Source organism: Vibrio rumoiensis 1S-45 (assembly GCF_000286955.2).
In the GTDB taxonomy this organism is placed as follows: Bacteria; Pseudomonadota; Gammaproteobacteria; order Enterobacterales; family Vibrionaceae; genus Vibrio; species Vibrio rumoiensis_A.
Genome location: NZ_AJYK02000082.1, coordinates 169,366 through 189,904, shown reverse-complemented (window position 1 = coordinate 189,904; position 20,539 = coordinate 169,366). Strand labels below are relative to the sequence as shown.

Below are 20,539 nucleotides of genomic sequence, written 5' to 3'. Positions count from 1 at the left end.
AATGTCATTACTACAATTCTTCCGTCCAAAGAAAAAAGATACCGCCAATCTAGCCAAAGAGCGCTTGCAGATCATTGTGGCTGAACGTCGCAACCATGGCAGCACCAACCCTTCTTATTTACCTCAATTAAAAGAGGATATTTTGCAGGTGCTAAGCAAGTATGTCTCGGTTGATCCGTCAATGGTGAACGTTAGCTTAGAACAAGGCGATGATGACCTTTCGGTGTTGGAATTGAATATTCAATTACCAGAAAAGGATTGAGTTCACGGATTTTGTACTCGATTAACGTTTCTCAAAAAAGCAAAAACCACTTCAAATGAAGTGGTTTTTTAATTAAACCGAAGGGTATCGAGAAACGAATCACGATAACTGGAAAACGTTAGTCCATTTTCCCATTCAACACATCACCTAAAATGTTTTTACGCCAGTCGCGCATAACATCCGGTAATTTTTCCTCGCTACGATTTCGCATCCAAACCCATGTAATGAATTGGTTCAGTTGCTTTTTCGATGCTAAAAACTCCGTCGCTAAACCAGTCGTTTCAGACACCGTTTTCACTTCATCTTTCAAACGTTTGAACAATTGTTTGTAAGCTGGATTATCCATTAAACGGGTAATTTTATCCGGCCATTCACTTTGTGGTGTGTCTAGTCCTTGCTTGACCATCTCAATCAAGGTATTACCATGACGGCGAATTTCTCGGTGATCAAACCCTGCTTCATTCATCTGCTTTAAACTGGCCATTTTAAGACGACAAATCTCTAGTACATTGGCTTCTTTCACGACAAAATTTAGCGCTAAATCTCGCTTCTGAGCTTCTAATAAACGCCATTTAGCAATCACTTTTAAAATTGCAAGTTGCTCTGGGTCAAGTGTCCATGCTCCTTTTATATCTAAGTAAGCTAGCTCTGGATCACTCGTTTTCAAACGTTTGCTAATCAAAAGATTTGATTCTTGCTGAACTGCAGTTAACCAACCTTTATCTTCTACTTTTGCTAGCAATTGCTGATAAAGCGGCAGTAAGTAGTACACATCGGCTGCGGCGTAATCAAGCTGCTTGTCGGTTAATGGTCGAGCCAGCCAATCAGCGCGTGATTCACTTTTATCCAATTCAACCGACAAGTACTCATTCACCAAAGAAGCAAAACCAGTCGATAATCCATGTCCTAGAAAAGCCGCCATTAATTGCGTGTCAATCATTGGGTTTGGAATACAACCAAAAGAGTGTTGAAAGACTTCTAAATCTTCACCGCAAGCATGTAAGATTTTCATCACAGATTGATCTTTCAATAATTCAGAAAATGCATCCATGTCATCGATTTCAAGCGGGTCGATTAACACCAATTGTTCACCATCAAATAACTGGATCAAGCCTAATTGAGGGTGGTAGGTACGCGTACGGACAAACTCCGTGTCTAGCATAATCACATCCGCTAGGCGTGCTTTTTCACACACTTGGGCTAATGTTTGTGTATCTTTGATGATGGTGTAATTCACGTCATTCCTTAAATAAAAATGCCAGATAGGTCTCTCAATTATCTAGAGATAACGTCTGGCATTTTAAATGTTTGATCATTTGTTGTCGTTATATCACGACGCTCGATTCCAATTAAGCACTTTGCTTATCCGCGGATTTCTTTGAAAGATTCGCGATATTCTCTTCTCTGAGTTCACGGCGCAGAATTTTACCAACATTACTTTTCGGTAACTCTTCTCGGAACTCAACAATTTTCGGGATTTTATACCCAGTTAGGTGCTGGCGGCAATGAGCAATCAATTCTTCTTTGGTTAAGCTGCTGTCATTCTTAACAACATAGATTTTAACCACTTCACCAGATGTTTCATGTGGCTGACCAATCGCGGCAACTTCCAAGACTTTATCATGTAGGGCAACCACATCTTCAATCTCGTTAGGGTATACGTTGAAGCCAGATACTAAGATCATATCTTTCTTGCGATCGACAATGAACATGAAGCCATCTTCATCAAAACGGACGATATCCCCTGTAGATAACCAGCCATCTTGAGTTAAAATTTCTTTGGTTGCTTCAGCGCGCTTCCAGTAACCTTCCATCACTTGTGGCCCACGAACTTGTAGCTCACCCGTTTGGTCGTAATCTAATACGTTACCTTCGTCATCGACAATACGAACATCCGTCGAAGGCATCGCAAGACCAATTGAGCCATTGTATTCTTTCAGATCGTATGGGTAAGCAGCAACCAATGGAGAACACTCGGTTAAACCGTAGCCTTCAAGTAAATAACATTTGGTGATTTTCAGCCACTTGTCTGCTACTGCTCGTTGAACGGCCATACCGCCACCGACAGAAAAGCGTAAGTGACTAAAGTCTAGTTCTTTAAAGTCTTCATTATTGACTAGCGCATTGAACAAGGTATTTACACCCGTCATTGCGGTAAAAGGCACTTTTTGCAGTTCTTTTACAAAAGTTGGGATGTCTCTTGGGTTGGTGATCAATAAGTTTCGAGCACCAATTTCGATGAACAACAAGCAGTTAATGGTTAATGCAAATACGTGATACAAAGGCAAGGCGGTGACTATCACTTCACGCCCATCACGCAAAAATGAACCGTAAGCCCCTTTAGCTTGCAGAACATTCGCAACCATATTGCGGTGTGACAAAATAGCGCCTTTAGCTACGCCCGTTGTTCCACCAGTATATTGTAAGAAGGCAATATCATCACCTTCGATAAACGGCTTCACATACTGTAAACGTCGTCCACGTTGCAGGGATTTACGAAAAGAAATTGCCCCTGGCAGATCATATTTAGGCACCATGCCTTTCACATACTTCACCACAAAATCGACAATGGTGCCTTTTACTTTGGGTAACATTTCACCCAAACTGGTAAGAATAACGTGCTTAATTGAAGTGTTGTTTACAACTTTTTCAAGGGTATGCGCAAAATTAGACACGATAACAATTGCTTTTGCATCGGCATCATTTAACTGATGTTCTAGCTCTCGTGGCGTATACAGTGGGTTAACGTTAACGGCGATCATACCGGCGCGTAAAATACCAAACAAAGCGATTGGGTATTGCAAAACGTTAGGCATCATTAACGCAACACGATCACCTTTTTTCAGCTTCAGGTCATTTTGTAAGTAAGCGGCAAACGCACGACTGCGTTCTTCTAGCTTGCGGTAAGTCATTACCGAGCCCATATTCATAAAAGCAGGCTGATCAGCAAATTTTTGTACCGATTGTTCAAACATTTCGACTAACGATGAGTATTGGTCGGGATCGATAGTTTCCGGCACGTCTTCTGGGTAACGCTTTAGCCATACTTTTTCCACTATAATTTCCTTAATTAAAGACATCTGTATGCTTATCCCTTCTTTTACTCAATATGTTTTCGTTGAGTTGGACAAGTTTCACCAATGTATTTGCATTATGTTTATTTGTTCTTTTAAACCACAAATATGTTACCGAGAATTACAACTAAACATTTGTAATCAAATCACATTTTTGTGAGTTGCTTTCGGACAAAGGTCACGATTAATTCACTCACTTGCTGTACCGATTCAATATGACAATGATGACCTCCATTGACGGTAACCTCTTCACATTGCATTAGCATTTCTTTTCTTTCATTTGCCTTGGCTAATTGAGGAAAACCTCTATCACCAAGAATTAATAAGCTTGAACATTCAATGGCCGATAAATAAGCTAATCCTTGCGCTTCTGTCATTCGATATAGTGAGCCACAAGTGAGCTTAGGATCATAGCGCCAATACCAATACTCATCATCCTGATACGTGCCTCGCTCAATAATCGGCTTGAGCTGAGTGGCAGTGAGTTGGTTGCCGTGCATTCGATGCAAGCAAGCATCATGGCGAGTTGCGTAACGGCGAATTGGCTTTGCTGCCATCCGCTGACGACTTAATATGCCTTTGCGTAAACGCGCGACCGTTTCATCTGCATTTTCGGTTAACGGCCCAAGCCCTTCAATTTGAATTAATCCCTGAACCTTTTCAGGAAAGGCGGCACTATAACAACTTGCGATTAAAGCACCAAGAGAATGCCCTACTAAAATCAGGTTTTTTATGTCAATTTTAGTTAATAATTCATGAAGATCGGAGATATAGTCGTGAAATGGGTAATAATTGTCCCGACTTCGATGTTCAGACAAACCGTGACCGGGAAGATCAATCGCGAGACAATACCAATTCAATCGTTCTGCCTGGTTGACAATAGAATCCATAATGGTTTGAAAACTACCCGCATTATCAAGCCAACCATGAACAAAAATCAGAGTCGCTTCTGCCCCACTCTCATGTCCATTTTCGAGTGCCGATAAACGAATATTCGACAACTGAAAGTCTCGTTCTTTTAACATTATTTCACTTCTTTAACGGTATCGACTCGAACAGGGGCATAAACAGGGTAAGCTCCATATCCATATCCATATCCACGACAACGGTAAGCGCCTCGCCCACAACCACCTCGCCAGTAATAATCACGAGAAATATAGGTATTTTCTTGGATCACCCATAAACGTTGGCCATACGAATTCATCACAGGGAAAGTATACTCATAGTCACCCACTTTACCTTTTTCTGGTGGTAATGTTTTACCAACCACGGTAATCAAACGGCCTTTGGCGTAGTTCACTGGATCTAAAAATCCATCAACATAAGCGACAAATCGACCTTCCGGTTTTTGATTAATATCGGGCTTACCGGTACTTGAAATCGGTAAATTGGCAATTTCAATCCGAGTTTTCTCTTTTTGATTGGTAATTTGAGTGATGATGCCGCCTAAACGCACATCTTTTTCTGGAGCAGCTTTTGTTGGATCAGAGGAAACACTTTCCCATTGTTGGTAATTGGTGATCGGTGCATCTGTGGTGTGGGCGTTCAATTCCTCGGGCAAAGTAGAACAAGCTGTTAAGCCAAGGAAGGTTAAGGCTATCAACAATAAACGTTTCATGGTTTATCCTTTTATGAGGTTAAACAGATCGTCTACACCCGAAGTGATTAGGCGATACACCCAAGCGGCTTCAAAATGCAGAATTCACTTGGGTATAAAAGTCAGACACTCTGGTTTTTTATCAGTTCCGCTTACTCTCGACCGGGTAATTTCTTCCAAGTCACTTTATCGCGTAAATAGGTTGGGCTAGCTTGCTCAGCATCAACGGTATTGCCTTTGCGCCACTCAATTTGGGCTAACACCGCAATGTCTTGTGCTTCTGGGTATAACACTTCGCTTGGCTGCATCGTTAATGGCAATTGAGACAGCGCTTCTTGATAAGCGGCCCATCCCGTTCCTGCTTGTGTCCAAAGACCTTCTGATGCTGATAAATTAGCCGCGAGTTCTTGTGGTGGGATCACACATTCACCTTGGCTCGTTGAATCTTCCGCATTGCTAATCATTACCGTTGTCCATTCACCGTTTTCTTGGCGGGTATATTGCGCCCAGTAAATCTCGCTCATTCGGGCATCAATCGCCGCCACAACATGCTCGCTTTGATTGGCTCGATAGCAACCTTGCGCCATCGCAGCTAAAGTTGAAATGCCAATCATCGGCAGCTCTGCACCAAACGATAACCCCTGAGCAATGCCAATACCAATACGTACACCAGTAAAGCTACCCGGTCCACGCCCAAACGCTAATGCATCCAGATCATGCAAGGTAATACCGGCTTCTTTGAGAACTTCATCGACCATTGGCAGAATCTTTTTGGTGTGATCTCGTGGTGCCACTTCGCTACGCGTGAAAATTTGATCATTGATCATCAATGCAACAGAGCAATTTTCTGTTGATGTATCTAAGGCAAGAATTTTTGCGCTCATTACAGCCTCAAGCTAGGTTTATTCAATTATTGGTTCAGTAAAAACGCTGACACTTTGCTTAGGTCGCGCGTTCTTGGTATTGGTGGCAAACTTTGTAAAAAAGTGCCTCCGTAGTCTCGTGTTACTAAACGGTTATCGCAAATGATCAACGCTCCTTTATCTTTTTGATCTCGAATTAATCGCCCCACCCCTTGCTTTAAGGTAATGACAGCTTCCGGTAATTGCACTTCGGAAAATGCATCACCTTGCTTTAGTCGGCAATCTTCAATTCGAGCTTTTAAAAGCGGATCATCCGGTGCAGTAAACGGTAATTTGTCGATGATAACACAGCTTAATGTGTCGCCTCTAACATCTATCCCTTCCCAAAAAGCACCTGTCGCCACCAGCACCGCATTACCTAATTCGATAAATTCATTCAACAGTTTTTGTTTGCTGGTTTCACCTTGCACTAAAATCGGTAAGTCTAATTGTTCTCGAAATAAATCGGCGAGCTTTCTCATCATTTGGTGTGAGGTGCATAAGAAAAAACATCGGCCTTGGTTAGCAATGATCACCGGCGATAACATTTCGGCTAATTTTTCAGCCATTCCTATGCTATTTGGCTCGGGCAAATATCGAGGTACACAAAGTAGTGCTTGAGCTTGGTAATCAAATGGGCTTGGTAAGGTAAATTGCTGTGTGGGATTAATTCCTAAGCGATCAGTAAAATGTTTGAAGTTATCTTTTACCGCTAACGTAGCGGAAGTAAAAATCCAACTGCCCTGCTTTAATTCAATTTGCTCTTTAAATTTATCGGACACTGACAATGGCGTAATATGCAAACTAAAATGACGCGGAGAACATTCAAACCAATAAGAATAACCAGTGATCGTCACGTCACACACCCGCGTTAAGCGGCTTTTTATCATGTGGGTACGCTCGTAAGCGGCATCAAGTAATTCACTTCGACCTAACGCTAATTTCAATACTTCTAAAGCTAAATCTAAGGCTTCATGTAAACGCTCAATGTCTTTCATCACTTGCGGAGATTTCACAACCTCACGCCAGTTACCACGCATGCCTTTATCTGAATAGCGGGAACCTTGTGAACTGATGTCCCCCAAGGTAATGCGCAAATCCATAAAGGTTTGGCTTAATTTTACTGCTATTTTTTGCAACTGACGCATGTCTTTGGCTTCAGTGCGATAACCAATTTCGATGTCTTTGGCGAGTTCTTGGATTTGCCGACTTGAAATCGATTGTCCAAAATACTGACTGGCAATATCAGGCAACTGATGAGCCTCATCAAAAATAAAGACATCGGCCTCTGGGATCAATTCACCAAACCCCGTTTCTTTAATGGCTAAATCGGCAAGAAATAAATGATGGTTAACCACCACCACATCGGCATCCATAGCTTTACGACGCGCTTTCAATACAAAACAATCTTGATAACTGGGGCATTCTTTCCCTAAGCAATTATCATTCGTTGAAGTGATGTTGCTGATAACCGGTGAGTCTTCGGCAATCGCGTCGCACTCACCAAGATCTCCTGTTTTATTTTCAGAAGACCAAGAACGGACTTTAACCAATTGACTTAATAGTTCTGGATCCGCTTCGATAGTGTGACTTTCTACTAACTGGCGACTTAAACGGTCTAAACACAAATAGTTGGAGCGCCCTTTTAGTAGAGCCACGTTCCCCATAAAGCCAAGTGCGTTGACCATTAATGGCAAATCACGATGAAAAAGTTGCTCTTGCAAGTTCTTAGAGCCAGTACTGATAATGACTTTTTTACCACTCAATAACGCAGGCACGAGATAAGCAAAGGTTTTCCCTGTTCCAGTCCCTGCTTCCACCACTAATTGTTCTTGATTTGTAATGGCTTTTTGTACCGCTTCAGCCATATCGATTTGAGGTTGCCTAGCTTGAAAACCAGGAATGGCTTTACCAAGCGCACCCGATGAAGAGAAAGTTTTGCTGATCATGGCGTGGCAATTACCCAATATCGTTATAGAGAATCGTCGATTATGTCAGTTTTATTCAATCAGTGGAATTGCCTTATCTTTTCCGATGTATCATTAAAAGCTTTTATCCACTTGCCAATTGGTTAACTGACCGTTAAATTGTTCGGCTACTTTTGTTTATCAAACCCTGACAGGCTATTCATGCCACTTCTCGTTTGATAGCTAGGTGAAATTTTTATTCGAATGGTGATGGATGGTCTTATATCAAACCCATCTGCCGTTCGAAATTGTTACTATTTGGTATTGTCGTTATTAGGTATTGCCACTTTTTGGATTGAGTATGGAAAACGTAGAAAGAAAAACGCTGCTGACGCATTGCAGTGATGAACATGGTTTAATCGCTAAAATTACCAATATCTGTTTTAAACATCAGCTAAATATTATTCACAACAACGAATTTGTTGATAATGCCAGTGGCCATTTCTTTATGAGAACCGAGCTTGAAGGCACATTCAATGACCAAGCTTTATTAGCCGATTTGGATTTAGCGCTACCAGCAAGCAGTAAGCGTTCTTTGATCAGTTCCTCACGTAAAAAAATCGTCATCATGGTCACCAAAGAAGCACATTGCTTAGGCGACATTTTAATGAAAGCTTATGATGGCAGCTTAGATGTTGAGATCGCCGCCGTTGTGGGTAATTACGATAAACTGCAAACCTTAACCGAACGTTTTGATATTCCTTATCACTACATTTCACATGAAGGTTTAAGCCGCGAAGAGCATGAAGAAAAAATGCTAGACGTGATTCATTCTTACGATCCTCGTTATGTGGTTTTAGCCAAATACATGCGCGTATTAACGCCTAATTTTGTGGCTCAGTTCCCACATAAGATCATCAATATTCATCACAGCTTCTTACCTGCTTTTATTGGTGCAAAACCTTATCAGCAAGCGTTTGATCGTGGTGTGAAAATTATTGGCGCGACCGCGCACTTCGTGACCAACGATCTCGATGAAGGGCCAATCATTAAGCAAGATGTTATCCCTGTTGATCATAACTTCAGTGCAGCAGATATGGCGCAAGCTGGCCGTGATGTTGAAAAGAACGTATTGAGTAAAGCTTTAAGCAAAGTGGTCAATGATCACGTATTTGTTTACGGTAATAAAACGGTAATTTTGTAACACCACAGGTTGGGCACTTCACTTTTATCTCTGATCATTTACGGAATGTGAAAGTGGGGTGCCTCGTTGTCTAAACCTGAGGTTAATTAGATTGCTCGCTCGCAATAACGGTTTTCAGTGTATGTGGGTGTAATTTAATACACCGCCCATCTTTCTTAAAAGCGACGGTTGGATTTGCCAATCTCTCCCCTTCCCCTTTTGGGCTTGAAAGCTTTACTTTAATTCCTTGCTTTCCTAATTGATCCCAGCATTGCGCCAGTTTTGGAAAAACACGTTTTACGTCTTCAACAAATTCATCAACACTGTTAGCCGCACTTTCTACCACAAATTCAACATGCTCCCAGCCTTGTTGCGGGTACGTTTTATCACTTGGGTAGGGTAATTCTAAGCAATCGATCTTTTGATTTTTAATAATCAGTGGCTTAGTTAACTCAATCACAATGATCGGGCGACCATTGATCATGGCATTGGATAATTGCTTGCCTTCATCCAACCATGCTTGATGCACTTGTTCGGTTAATGCCCAATCATTAATTCGCATTGCAATATGATCGGCGATCAACGTTTTCGTCTCTATCCCTAAGATTTGAGCAAACTGTTCAATTTGATGCCAAAAATCCACAAACTGCGAACGTAAAGCCTGTGGTGATAAAGATCCTAATGATGATGAATGCATAAATAAAGCCCCTATTAAAACCGCAAAAATAGGGGCTAAGTGTATAACAAAAAGAATTAAACCGGCAGTGAAGCCAACATATATAAGAAAATATTAGGAAATTGAAGATTAGGTTTTTCAACCCTAGATAAATATTGGTATCATGGATCACATTTTCTAATCAAAAATTTATGACGGGTTGATGAGCAATGGCTTATTAGCCACCAGATCATACCTAACTTATAGGAAGCGCGTGTGAATATTGCAGCACTTATTAACGACAAAGTATCGAAAGCTCTAGAAGCCGCTGGCGCACCAGCTGGAAGCCCTGCTGCGGTACGACCATCAGCAAAAGCTCAATTTGGTGATTACCAAGCAAACGGTGTTATGGGTGTTGCGAAAAAACTGGGTATGAATCCGCGTGAATTTGCCCAAAAAGTGATTGATGTATTAGATCTTGATGGCATTGCACTGAAAACTGAAATTGCTGGCCCAGGCTTTATCAATATCTTCCTAGATCCTATCTTCCTTGCCAAGCAAGCATCTGCCGCTCTTGCTGACGAACGTTTAGGTATTGCGACCCAAGAACAACAAACTATCGTTGCCGATTACTCTGCGCCAAATGTGGCTAAAGAAATGCACGTCGGCCACTTACGTTCAACCATCATTGGTGATGCCGTTGTTCGTACTTTAGAATTTTTAGGCCATAAAGTGATCCGTGCCAACCATATTGGTGATTGGGGTACGCAGTTTGGTATGTTGATTGCTAACCTTGAGCGTGTTGAAAAAGAGCAAGGCGAAGTATCAATGGAACTCGCCGATCTTGAAGGCTTCTACCGTGAATCGAAAAAGCTGTACGATGAAGATGAAGCCTTCGCTGAACGTGCTCGTGGCTACGTAGTAAAACTGCAAGGCGGCGATGAACATTGCGCGAAAATGTGGAAGAAATTGGTGGATGTCACCATGATCCAAAACCAACGCAACTACGACCGTCTAAACGTCTCATTAACTCGTGACGATGTGATGGGTGAAAGCATGTATAACGATATGCTGTCTGTTATCGTTGCTGACTTAAAAGAAAAAGGCTTAGCCGTTGAAAGTGAAGGCGCACAAGTTGTTTTCCTTGATGAATACAAAAACAAAGATGGCGACCCTATGGGGGTTATCGTACAAAAACGCGATGGTGGCTACCTATACACCACAACCGACATTGCCTGTGCGAAATACCGCTACGAAACGCTTGGTGCAGATCGCGTGTTGTATTTCATCGATTCACGTCAACACCAGCACTTAATGCAAGCTTGGACCATTGTTCGTAAAGCCGGTTATGTTCCAGAGTCAGTATCACTTGAACACCACGCGTTTGGTATGATGCTAGGTAAAGATGGTCGTCCATTTAAGACTCGTGCTGGCGGGACGGTTCGTTTAGCGGACTTATTAGATGAAGCAACAGAGCGTGCTCAAAAGTTAATTGAATCTAAAAACCCAGAACTTGCTGAAGAAGAAAAAGCCAATATTGCTAACACTGTTGCCATGGCTGCCGTGAAATATTCTGATTTATCTAAGCACCGCACGACCGATTACATTTTTGATTGGGACAATATGCTAGCATTTGAAGGCAACACTGCGCCTTACATGCAATATGCTTATACCCGTGTCGCGTCTATTTTCGCTAAAGCGGGCATTGACATGAATAGCCTAGCTGGTGAGATCACGGTTGGGGATGAAAAAGAACAAGCGCTGATTTCTAAGCTACTACAATTTGATGAAGCGGTAAGCTCAGTTGCTCGTGAAGGTCAGCCACACCTAATGTGTAGCTACTTATTTGAATTGGCGGGTCAGTTTTCTAGCTTCTATGAAGCATGCCCAATTCTAAACGCGGAAGATGAAGCGCTGAAACAAAGCCGCTTGAAGCTTGCTGCGCTAACGGCAAAAACCATTAAACAAGGTTTAGACTTGTTAGGTATTGAAACGTTAGAACGCATGTAATGTTATCGACACTGAGATAAACACTCATCCCTTCGGCGTAAAACTCGAAGGGATTTTTTTATCCACTTAAGTCTCTACCTAAGCAACTTAAGTAGATACCCAATCACCAAACAATAAGGTTGCCTTATGAGCTTTACTCTACACCCTCAACTTGAAGCTGATACCGATGTCATTGGCGAATTTCCGCTTTGCTTAGCACTATTGCATAAAGAAGACATTGGCCCTTGGGTGATTTTAGTGCCAAAGATTGCCGATCTCCAAGAACTTCACCACTTGCCAATGGCCGAACAACAACAATTCTTATTCGAGTCACAAGCGGTATTTGAAAGCTTAGAGCTGCTGTATCAACCAAAAAAACTCAATCTAGGTGCACTTGGCAATATGGTGCCGCAATTGCATATTCACCATATTCCTCGTTTTGAAACCGATGTCGCTTGGCCAAATCCAGTTTGGGGAAATACCCAAGGTAAAGCCAGAAATCAACAAGAAACCAATGTAGTGTTAGCTCAATTACGCCAAGCATTAACCGAAAAAAGCTCAATTTTTACCACAAAGTGATCGGTTCTCGCTGACTTTTTAAAATGAATAGATAAAGAGACGTAATAAAAATGCCCAGATCGCTTAGCAATCTGGGCAAAATTTTAAGCTATTTTATTTCAGCACACTCAATGAAATCTACGTGATATTAACAATATCGATACGTAGCTTTTGCTCTTTTAAGCCAATTTGTTTTAAGCGCACATAGACCGCCAACATAATGACCACCATGCCAATAATCCAAGCACTACTTGTCACTGGGTGTGCGCTAAAGCTACTTGCTTGGTAGTAAATGGTTGCGGAAGCATAGGCAAGGAACATCGTCCATACACCAATGAAACGTGCAAACTTGGCACCGAACTCACGAGCATAAGCTCCCATTGCTGCAACACATGGCGTGTACAATAGAATAAAGACTAAGTAAGCAAATGCTGCACCACCTGTCACAAAGTAAGCTTGTAAATTGCCAAAAATTCCCGAGCTAACCCCTTGCTCTGCTGCTGCCGCATTGGAATCAGCTAAGTTACCGACTTCAATGCCTAATGGATCAGAAAAGCTCAACGCAGCTAGGTTATCAGGAATACTTTGTAGGGCCTCTTTCAAACTACTGGTTAAATTAAACTCTGCCGCGTCATCGGCAGGATCAGAATACAAATTATTGAGTGTACCAACAACGGCTTCTTTGGCAAAAATACCGGTAATAATGCCCACAGTCGCTGGCCAGTTATCTTGTTCAATCCCCATTGGGGCAAATACTGGCGTCGCCACTTGTGCCACTTTTGATAAGACTGAGTTTTTACTGTCTTCATTACCAAATGTGCCATCGGTGCCTAAGGAGTTTAAGAAACTTAAAATGGCTACCACAATCACAATGGTTTTACCTGCACCCAATACGAAACGTTTCAGTTTTTGCCATGTTTTCAACCCAATATTGCGAATGGTGGGTATTTCATAATCGGGGATTTCCATGATAAAGCTGCTGCTTTTACCTGGATACAAGGTATTTTTTAGAATAAGCCCTGTAAATACAGCAGCCAAAATCCCGAGTAAGTATAAAGAAAACACCACATTTTGCCCATCATGTGGGAAGAACGCAGCGGCAAATAAGGTATATACCGGTAAACGAGCACCACATGACATGAATGGAGCCATCGCAGCGGAAAGCTTACGTTCACGTTCTTGATCCATAGTACGTGTCGCCATGATAGCAGGCACATTACAACCAAAACCAAGAATTAACGGCACAAAAGCTTTACCCGGTAGGCCAATCTTTTGCATCACTTTATCAAGCACAAAAGCCGCACGAGCCATATAACCCGAGCTTTCCAATAAAGATAAGAAAAGATACAAGCAAGCAATCACAGGAATGAAGGTAGCAACGGTTTGAATACCGCCGCCTAACCCATCGGCAAGCACTGTCACTAACCATACAGGTAAATGCCCATCAAGCAGGTGATGACCACCATCGACAAGCAACGCACCTACACCAATATCAAAGAAATCAATAAAAGCACTACCAATGTTTATCGAAAACATAAACATTAAATACATGATGGCAAAAAAGATCGGAATACCGAGCCATTTATTTAACACCACTTGATCGAGTTTTTCAGTAAAGTTCTTACTCAAGCTTGAATCAATAATTCTGACTTTATGGCAAAGCTGATGTAAATAATTGTATTTGGTATTGGTAATGGCTAAATCTAAATCCAATTCGGCATTTAATCGCTGAACCGTTTGGTCACAAAATGCCTTATCAGTATCACTTAAATTATCGACGACCAATGAGTCTTGTTCTAATGCACGGATAGACATAGCGCGAGGTAAAATAATGCTGTCTTTAGACCAAATAGCATTCAATGATTCAATGCTATTTTCTATCTTGTCACCATAATCAAGCGTCAATCCGTCAATGGGTTGTGGATGCTGTAATACTTGGAGTAAATCATCTTTAAACTTAGCGACTTGCTTTAAGTTAATTGCCGAGAGGATAAAGACTGGGCACCCTAATTCTGCTTGTAAGGCTTTCACATCAATTTCTTGGCGCTCACGATGCAATGCATCTAGCTTATTCAGCACAATGATCATTGGACGACCAAGCTCACGAAGCTGAAGTGTCATATATAAGCTTCTTTCTAAGCTGGTGGCATCCACAACGTTAATGATTAAATCTGCCGGCATGGAAGAAATGGCAGAAGAAGCAATCGACTCATCAATACTGTTAGCATCATTGGCACTGTCGAGCGAATAAATGCCCGGTAAATCGGTTAAATTAAATTGCGTATCACGATACTCAAAAAAACCAGTCTTCTTTTCTACAGTGACACCAGCCCAGTTGCCAACATGTTGTTTAGCACCGGTTAAACCATTAAATAAGGTTGTTTTTCCGCTGTTTGGGTTACCTACGGTTAGGATATTAAAGCTCATGCATCAATCTCTATCTCAATGGCTTCAGCCACTTTACCTCGAATGGCTAAGGAAACGCCTCTCACCTCAACTTGCAAAGGATCGCCCATTGGTGCTTTACGAATTAATTTCACTGCCGTGTTTGGCAGCATTCCCATGATCATCAGCTTTTTACGAATATCGCTAGAGAGCGCAGACAATGTCACTATTCGTGCTGATTGCCCATTCTTTAGTTCATTTAACTTCATGCCAAAACACCAAACCAGACTATTAATGATAACTATTACTATTTTACTTATCATAACCTTAATGTCAGTAAGTTTTTTGTGTTAGATCAATGAAAGCTTCTCTTTGAGAGTAATTCTTATTTATTAACGTTAAAAACGTCATTTTCTTTATCAAAGCACATTGTTAAAAACGTCAATAACTTCAATGAAGATTTATATAAATGTCACAGCCAACAAACACACACCACAGTAAGTAGCTGATTTTTAACAACATTAAATCAACTCTAAAAAATGTCGCAATTGTCATGGAATGTTGTCGTTATTTTGATACGAAAAATAAGCTCAATCGCGCTATAAATAATCCTATCGATAGCAAGTATCTAAGTTTTTATTCCTGATGTGTATTGTTCACCAATACACTCTGGCAGCAAGCGAAGGTGTCGTTGGCACCCGTGACATGATCCCCCCGGTTGTGTCACGATTTTTTTTATTCTTGATAAGAGCGCACTGTTTAGGCAGTGCGCTTTTTGACTTTTAGAGCGGCGAAACCCATCCATACCTTCATCTTGTCACTTATTTCAAGCTACCATTGAGTATCGTCCAATAGATTAGGCATCAGTAAGCTAACAGGCATTCAGAAGCCCTCTTCGGGTATAACGAAAAGAGAATAGAGATAGGTAAATTAGTTAATTGAACGATTGGTTGGTAGAAAACAGTCAATAGAAATGATTTAAGGGGTAAATGACAAAGACCAATGAAGTGTACCACCAAGCCACACCTGCCTAAGGTTGGCTAAGGCGAAGATAATCATTCGTTAGAAGCGTTTTCAATAAACTTACTGGGTGATAGTCCAAAGTGATGCTTAAATCGCTGGCTGAAGTAAGAAGGGTCATTAAACCCAGTTTCAAAAGCAATATCAGCAATTTTCTGGCCAGACATCAAACGTTCACATGCATGCTCTAGACGGACTTTGATTACATAGTCCATAAATGAACCTTTGGTGAGCGATTTGAATTTCCGCTGCAAACTACGCTCAGAAACAAAAAGCAACTTAGCGGCTGAACTGGTACCAAAATCTGGATTAGGATAATGTTTCTCGACCAAACCATACACTTTATTCAACCAAGCATCTTGCTCTGCAATCTCTTCACCAGTATTAACACACAAAGTAAGTGAGCCCTCACATTCTTCTGGTATTCCACTCTCATTTTCAAGAGAAGCTATGCTTTGATTCGTACCAATCAATGATACCGGACGTTGTATTCCTTTGCTCTCTTGACAAGCATCCACTGGCCAAGAAACCGATAGCTCTGTGGTGTGACAAATACGATTCGTTCTAAAATCGAATCTGCCACCACTTTGCGTAACCATGTGAGCAATAGCAGATAATGACGTATCTGATAGGTTGTAGACGGGTGTATGCGCATCCAAACCATATTCATGGGCTTCAAACTCAAGTATTTCTTCTTCCGTTAAACCATTACCGGTATCTTCGATATTAATCTGTAATTCATTATCCAGCAGCTTGGCGCATAAATAGATCGTTTGATTGCTGGCGGAGCGAATCAAGGCACTGGCAATAAGAGTATTAATCACAGAGTCTAAGTTAAAGTGCTTCACTTTTACCGTACACCCTGCGGTTAAATCCTCGACCTCAAGATACACGCCCGCTTTATCAATATCGGCTTTCCATCCCTGCACGACCGTATGTATAACCAAAGAAACAACCTGACCATCTAAAAATGTATTTTCCTTAGCTTTGCTAGAATGTAAGGCTAAAATTTGCTCCAGTTGGTCCAATGCATGACTTGAAAGTTGCTCCGCATGTTTTATCTTAAATTCATTCGAAGGTGGCTGAACTTGCAGTTGGAATCCCTCTACCGCTTGTTTCGCTTTTCCTGCCATTTCTTTTACAAGAATTTGCCGAGTTTGAGCTTGCTTGCGTAATTGCATATTCGTAGTAATGAGCAATTGGCTTTGATGCTTGAGCTGTTGTGTTTTTAAATTAATTAATCGTCGTAGGTGAAAGTTCGAACGAACCATAATGCGAGAACGCCAAGCAATAATGCTAATGATTACCGCTAAAAGCATCACTGCAAATAAAGTGACTACCCAAGGTAATAAATACCAAGGTTTGTTCACCACAAAAAACAGTTGTGTTCCTTTTTGATTACTACCGATCTGAGATGATGTTTTCAGTTCAAGGGTATATTTACCTGGATCTAAGTGATCAAAAGTAAGCTGCGATCCTTTATAAGCGATCCACGATTCATCCTGTCCCCCGACTAGCCGATACTGTAAATGAGGAGTATCAAAGTCAGGTAAAATACCAAATGAAAGAGTAAGCGATTGGCCATAATCAATGGAAAGAGATTGATCTGATAATGGTGCCACAGCAATCACAGAACGGTTTGCCTGAACCTCACCTATCAACACAGTATTGGCTGGAATATCTTGCGCATGCAAACGTTGAGTGGATGCTGAAACCACGCCTAACTTACTGCCTAATGCTAAGTGCTCTCCATTAGGAGACAATGCACACAAATCAGGCAAGAACTCATTGGTCACCACGCCAAGTGGCGCAGAATAATGTTTGGTCAGTCGCGTATCATCATTATAAAAACTCAACCCTTTAGAGGTAGTCATCCAAGTGCCGTATTGAGAAGCGGCGACACATAAAGGCACGCTAGTACGATTTCGTAAAGGTACTTCGATTGAAACTCTATTCTTTAAATTTAACGCCCGTACACCATAACTGTTTGCTGTCCATAAAGTTTCGCCATTAAATTCGCTAATACTTGTTGTCGTTCCATACCCAACACTATTGGCATCAAAAATAACTTCCCTATTTTTATATTCATAGACACCATGTTCGGTTCCGACCCATATCGCACCATTTTTTCCTGTGTAGAGCTCAGTAATATCGGACGGGCCATACTTATCGACCATCCAACTTTTACCAAAATCTTGGCCTTTCCGTTGATTGGGAAAATAGCGGTACAGCCCTTTTCCAGTAGAAAGCCATATCGTGCCATGTTCTGTGATTGCAAGATGAGTGATCTTATTGCCATACCATTTAGCATCTTGATTCATCTCTTCAATTTGATTTGTAGCAGCATCTAACTTGAATAATCGATCACCTTGAGTAAACCAAACCAACCCCTCGTTTACTCTTAGATTCACCGTATTGCCATCGACCACTTTTTTAATTTTATTGCGCCCATTCTTTTCTTTAGGCATGGCGCTAAATAGCCCCAGATTAGTCGCTATCCAAATGGTTCCGTCATTAACTATTTGCAGTTGATTAATGTGGCTGTACGGCAATAGTGTTGTAGCACCATCACCAAATCGTATACGATTAAACACCGTACTCACTGTCGAGTAATAGTTAACGCCTTTAGTGGTGGCTATCCATATTCCGCTTTTGTTGTCCGACGCTAAGGCTAAAATTGTATTATTCGATAAGGCGTAATCATCTTGATAATTAGCCTGAATACTGGACAGTGTTTGGGTTTCAAAAGAATACATATATAACCCTTTCCTAGTCCCTATCCAATAACCATCATCGGTAACCAATACGGCTTGCACTTGACCTTTCGCCAGTGTTTGACGTTGCAGTGGATGCTTATTCAAATCAAGACGAAATAGGTGCTGATCGGTACCCACTAATAACTGACGGTGCTTTTTATCAAGAACAAGCTGACTGATATTGGAAAACGAGTCTGGCGTTGCACGTTTAACGCCATTACGGCTTAAATAATAAAGTGACGTTTTTGTCGAAATTAACCAACGAGAATCATAAAAAACCGCACCTTGAATAACAGTATTTTCATCAATGGAACCTTGGGTAATACGTTGAATGGGATAAGAAATCGTCTTACCGGTTTTAGGATCAACACTATGGAAAAAGTGTGCAGAATAAAGCCACAATAACCCATTCGATTGACCCATTTTTTTAAATTTACTGTTACTCGGTAAGCTAAATACCAAGCGCTTCTTTCCTGATGGGGCTTTTCGATATAAATGGTTATTTTGGAAGTACCAGAAATCCCCCTCTAAATAAGTCACTTGCTCCGGGTTGATATCTAATATACTGCTGGATTTGGGTAACAGATGCTGCCCATCGTAGAAATGAATATGGTTATAAATATCTTGAACCCAGACACCACCATTAGGGTTGGCAAACAGTTTTTTGGCTGTGAGAAAGTGACCTTGGTTTTGACTAGGCAAAGAGTAATAAATGGAATCGGTTTCTACTGCATAAGCAGAAATTGAAACCATCACCAAGATTAAACATCGCACTATACGCGAGATCACAAGCAAGCCTTAAATTTCAGTAGTCATTATTGCCAGAATTATGGCATGAGATGTCTTTATTATAATAGATATTTTGCGATAATTAATATCTTTACAAACAAAGATATACCAGACATTCGCCACATGAAAGAAAAGTCAAAAATGGATAGCAATAACTTTAGAAGTGATCACGAATTCGCAACATTGTGGTATTGGCCGCTGATAAGAACTCGGATTTCTGATCTATTGGGATGGCACGCGAATTAGGCAATGGCGCGGACATAGGGTCAATCGGTTGGTCATTTTGTCTTAATTCATAGTGTAAATGTGGCCCCGTTGAACGGCCACTATTTCCCGATAATGCAACCCTTTGCCCACGCTTAACAACTTGGCCAACCTTAACAAGCACTTTGCTTAAATGTAAAAACCTCGTGCTGTAAGTTCGACCATTTTTAATCACAAGATAGTGTCCTGCTAAAGGATGTACTCCCACTTTAACCACGTCGCCATCTCCTGTGGCATAAACCGGTGTACCTATTGGAGTGGCAATATCTGTTCCATAATGAGGCGCATAACGATGTGTTACAGGATTAAGTCGATGGGGATTAAAAGCAGAACTAATAGGAAAAAAGGACTTAACAGGAAAACGATCCATTTGCTTATCGACGCTCGCTCCATCTAACTGATAAAACTCACCATTATCAGCACGACCCACTTGGTAATCTTGATTATTATGTCGATACCAAATTGCACTCACTTTACCTGTATCTATTTTTTCTTGCCCAACATAATGTTGTAAAAGTTGCACAGCTATTTTGTCACCAAGGCTTGCTTGCTTAGTAACATCAATTTGCCAATAAAGAGATTTAGCAATGGTTTGTATTTGCTCCAGCGTCAATCCTATAGAGCGAGCCGCTTGATAAAAATTTTGCCTAACTTCCGCGACTTTGATTTCCGTTTTATTGTAACCTTGGATTCGTTTTGGGGTAAATTCGAAGTGCTCCCCTATCCGGTGATATTGGCTACTTAAGCGTGCCGTTCGGTAAATCGTCACATTGAGTAACTGACCACTCTTATCTTGTTGCCATTCAATGATTTGCCCTGCAGATAAATTAGTGGCTTGTCGATTGGCTTTTATCAAGGCTAATAAGTCATTCGGATCTAAACCATAAAGATTAAATATGTCTTTTAAGTTTTCGTTAGCCTTTACTTTATGCGTGCTAATCAGCTTATCTTGGTATTGCTCTATACTATCTTTTGGAACTTCAAATGCTGGATCATTCCTATCGAGTATCGCACTAAATGGCTCACTATTTTGTTCAAATGCTCCCCCAGAAAAATAGAACGAAGACAACCATGGTCGGTAATAAAATAGCCCAATAGCAATCATCCCAAGCAAAAGAACCAACAATCCTATATACAACTTTCGCTGCAGACGTTGGCGTTTCCATTTTTTATATTGCATGGGATGATACAAAGGCAA

General features: G+C 41.1%; 15 protein-coding genes. 4 read left to right on the top strand and 11 right to left on the bottom strand.

What is annotated here, in order from left to right; genetic code table 11:
* Position 1 precedes the first annotated feature (1 nt).
* Positions 2–262, top strand: a complete 261-nt coding sequence (gene minE / locus A1QC_RS11675; protein ID WP_017026004.1) for a cell division topological specificity factor MinE — start codon at positions 2–4, stop codon at positions 260–262.
* Between the two features lie 118 nt (positions 263–380).
* On the opposite strand, the gene rnd is transcribed toward minE, so the two are convergent.
* The 6 genes from rnd to A1QC_RS11645 form a co-directional block, all read right to left on the bottom strand.
* The gene (gene rnd, locus A1QC_RS11670) at positions 381–1,499 is read right to left on the bottom strand and encodes a ribonuclease D (RefSeq protein ID WP_017026003.1); all 1,119 of its coding nucleotides are present in this window, start codon (positions 1,497–1,499) and stop codon (positions 381–383) included.
* A 112-nt stretch (positions 1,500–1,611) separates the two neighbouring features.
* On the bottom strand, positions 1,612–3,318 hold the full coding sequence (gene fadD, locus A1QC_RS11665) for a long-chain-fatty-acid--CoA ligase FadD (RefSeq protein WP_017026002.1): 1,707 nt from the start codon (positions 3,316–3,318) through the stop codon (positions 1,612–1,614).
* Between the two features lie 164 nt (positions 3,319–3,482).
* On the bottom strand, positions 3,483–4,361 hold the full coding sequence (locus tag A1QC_RS11660; RefSeq protein WP_017026001.1) for an alpha/beta fold hydrolase: 879 nt from the start codon (positions 4,359–4,361) through the stop codon (positions 3,483–3,485).
* The gene (locus A1QC_RS11655) at positions 4,361–4,954 is read right to left on the bottom strand and encodes a Slp family lipoprotein (RefSeq protein WP_017026000.1); all 594 of its coding nucleotides are present in this window, start codon (positions 4,952–4,954) and stop codon (positions 4,361–4,363) included. Before A1QC_RS11655 ends, A1QC_RS11660 begins: the two co-directional genes overlap by 1 nt.
* A 131-nt stretch (positions 4,955–5,085) precedes the next feature.
* Positions 5,086–5,817: a tRNA (adenosine(37)-N6)-threonylcarbamoyltransferase complex dimerization subunit type 1 TsaB gene (gene tsaB / locus A1QC_RS11650; protein WP_017025999.1), complete on the bottom strand. Its 732-nt coding sequence runs from the start codon at positions 5,815–5,817 to the stop codon at positions 5,086–5,088.
* Positions 5,818–5,843: 26 nt separating this feature from the next.
* Positions 5,844–7,784, bottom strand: coding sequence for an ATP-dependent DNA helicase (locus tag A1QC_RS11645; RefSeq protein ID WP_017025998.1), 1,941 nt, complete (start codon positions 7,782–7,784; stop codon positions 5,844–5,846).
* Positions 7,785–8,103: 319 nt separating this feature from the next.
* Between A1QC_RS11645 and purU the strand changes: the two genes are divergently transcribed.
* Complete coding sequence (gene purU, locus A1QC_RS11640) at positions 8,104–8,946, top strand: formyltetrahydrofolate deformylase (protein ID WP_017025997.1); 843 nt, start codon at positions 8,104–8,106, stop codon at positions 8,944–8,946.
* Between the two features lie 82 nt (positions 8,947–9,028).
* Here the strand turns inward: purU and A1QC_RS11635 are convergent, their stop codons facing one another.
* Entirely contained in the window at positions 9,029–9,622 is a 594-nt protein-coding gene (locus tag A1QC_RS11635; RefSeq protein ID WP_017025996.1) for a VOC family protein, read from the bottom strand.
* Between the two features lie 234 nt (positions 9,623–9,856).
* On the opposite strand from A1QC_RS11635, the gene argS reads away from it, so the two are divergent.
* Together argS and A1QC_RS11625 are read left to right on the top strand one after the other, a co-directional pair.
* Entirely contained in the window at positions 9,857–11,590 is a 1,734-nt protein-coding gene (gene argS, locus A1QC_RS11630; RefSeq protein WP_017025995.1) for an arginine--tRNA ligase, read from the top strand.
* A 126-nt stretch (positions 11,591–11,716) separates the two neighbouring features.
* Positions 11,717–12,148: an HIT family protein gene (locus A1QC_RS11625; RefSeq protein ID WP_017025994.1), complete on the top strand. Its 432-nt coding sequence runs from the start codon at positions 11,717–11,719 to the stop codon at positions 12,146–12,148.
* A 117-nt stretch (positions 12,149–12,265) separates the two neighbouring features.
* On the opposite strand, the gene feoB is transcribed toward A1QC_RS11625, so the two are convergent.
* From feoB to A1QC_RS11605, 4 genes are all read right to left on the bottom strand, one after another.
* Positions 12,266–14,554 (bottom strand): Fe(2+) transporter permease subunit FeoB, encoded by a 2,289-nt coding sequence (gene feoB / locus A1QC_RS11620; protein ID WP_017025993.1) that lies wholly within the window; start codon positions 14,552–14,554, stop codon positions 12,266–12,268.
* Positions 14,551–14,781, bottom strand: coding sequence for a FeoA family protein (locus A1QC_RS11615; RefSeq protein ID WP_017025992.1), 231 nt, complete (start codon positions 14,779–14,781; stop codon positions 14,551–14,553). The genes feoB and A1QC_RS11615 overlap by 4 nt, the downstream gene beginning before the upstream one ends.
* A 786-nt stretch (positions 14,782–15,567) precedes the next feature.
* On the bottom strand, positions 15,568–19,077 hold the full coding sequence (locus tag A1QC_RS11610; protein ID WP_017025991.1) for a helix-turn-helix domain-containing protein: 3,510 nt from the start codon (positions 19,075–19,077) through the stop codon (positions 15,568–15,570).
* Between the two features lie 157 nt (positions 19,078–19,234).
* On the bottom strand, positions 19,235–20,521 hold the full coding sequence (locus tag A1QC_RS11605) for a peptidoglycan DD-metalloendopeptidase family protein (RefSeq protein WP_084021883.1): 1,287 nt from the start codon (positions 20,519–20,521) through the stop codon (positions 19,235–19,237).
* Positions 20,522–20,539 lie beyond the last annotated feature (18 nt).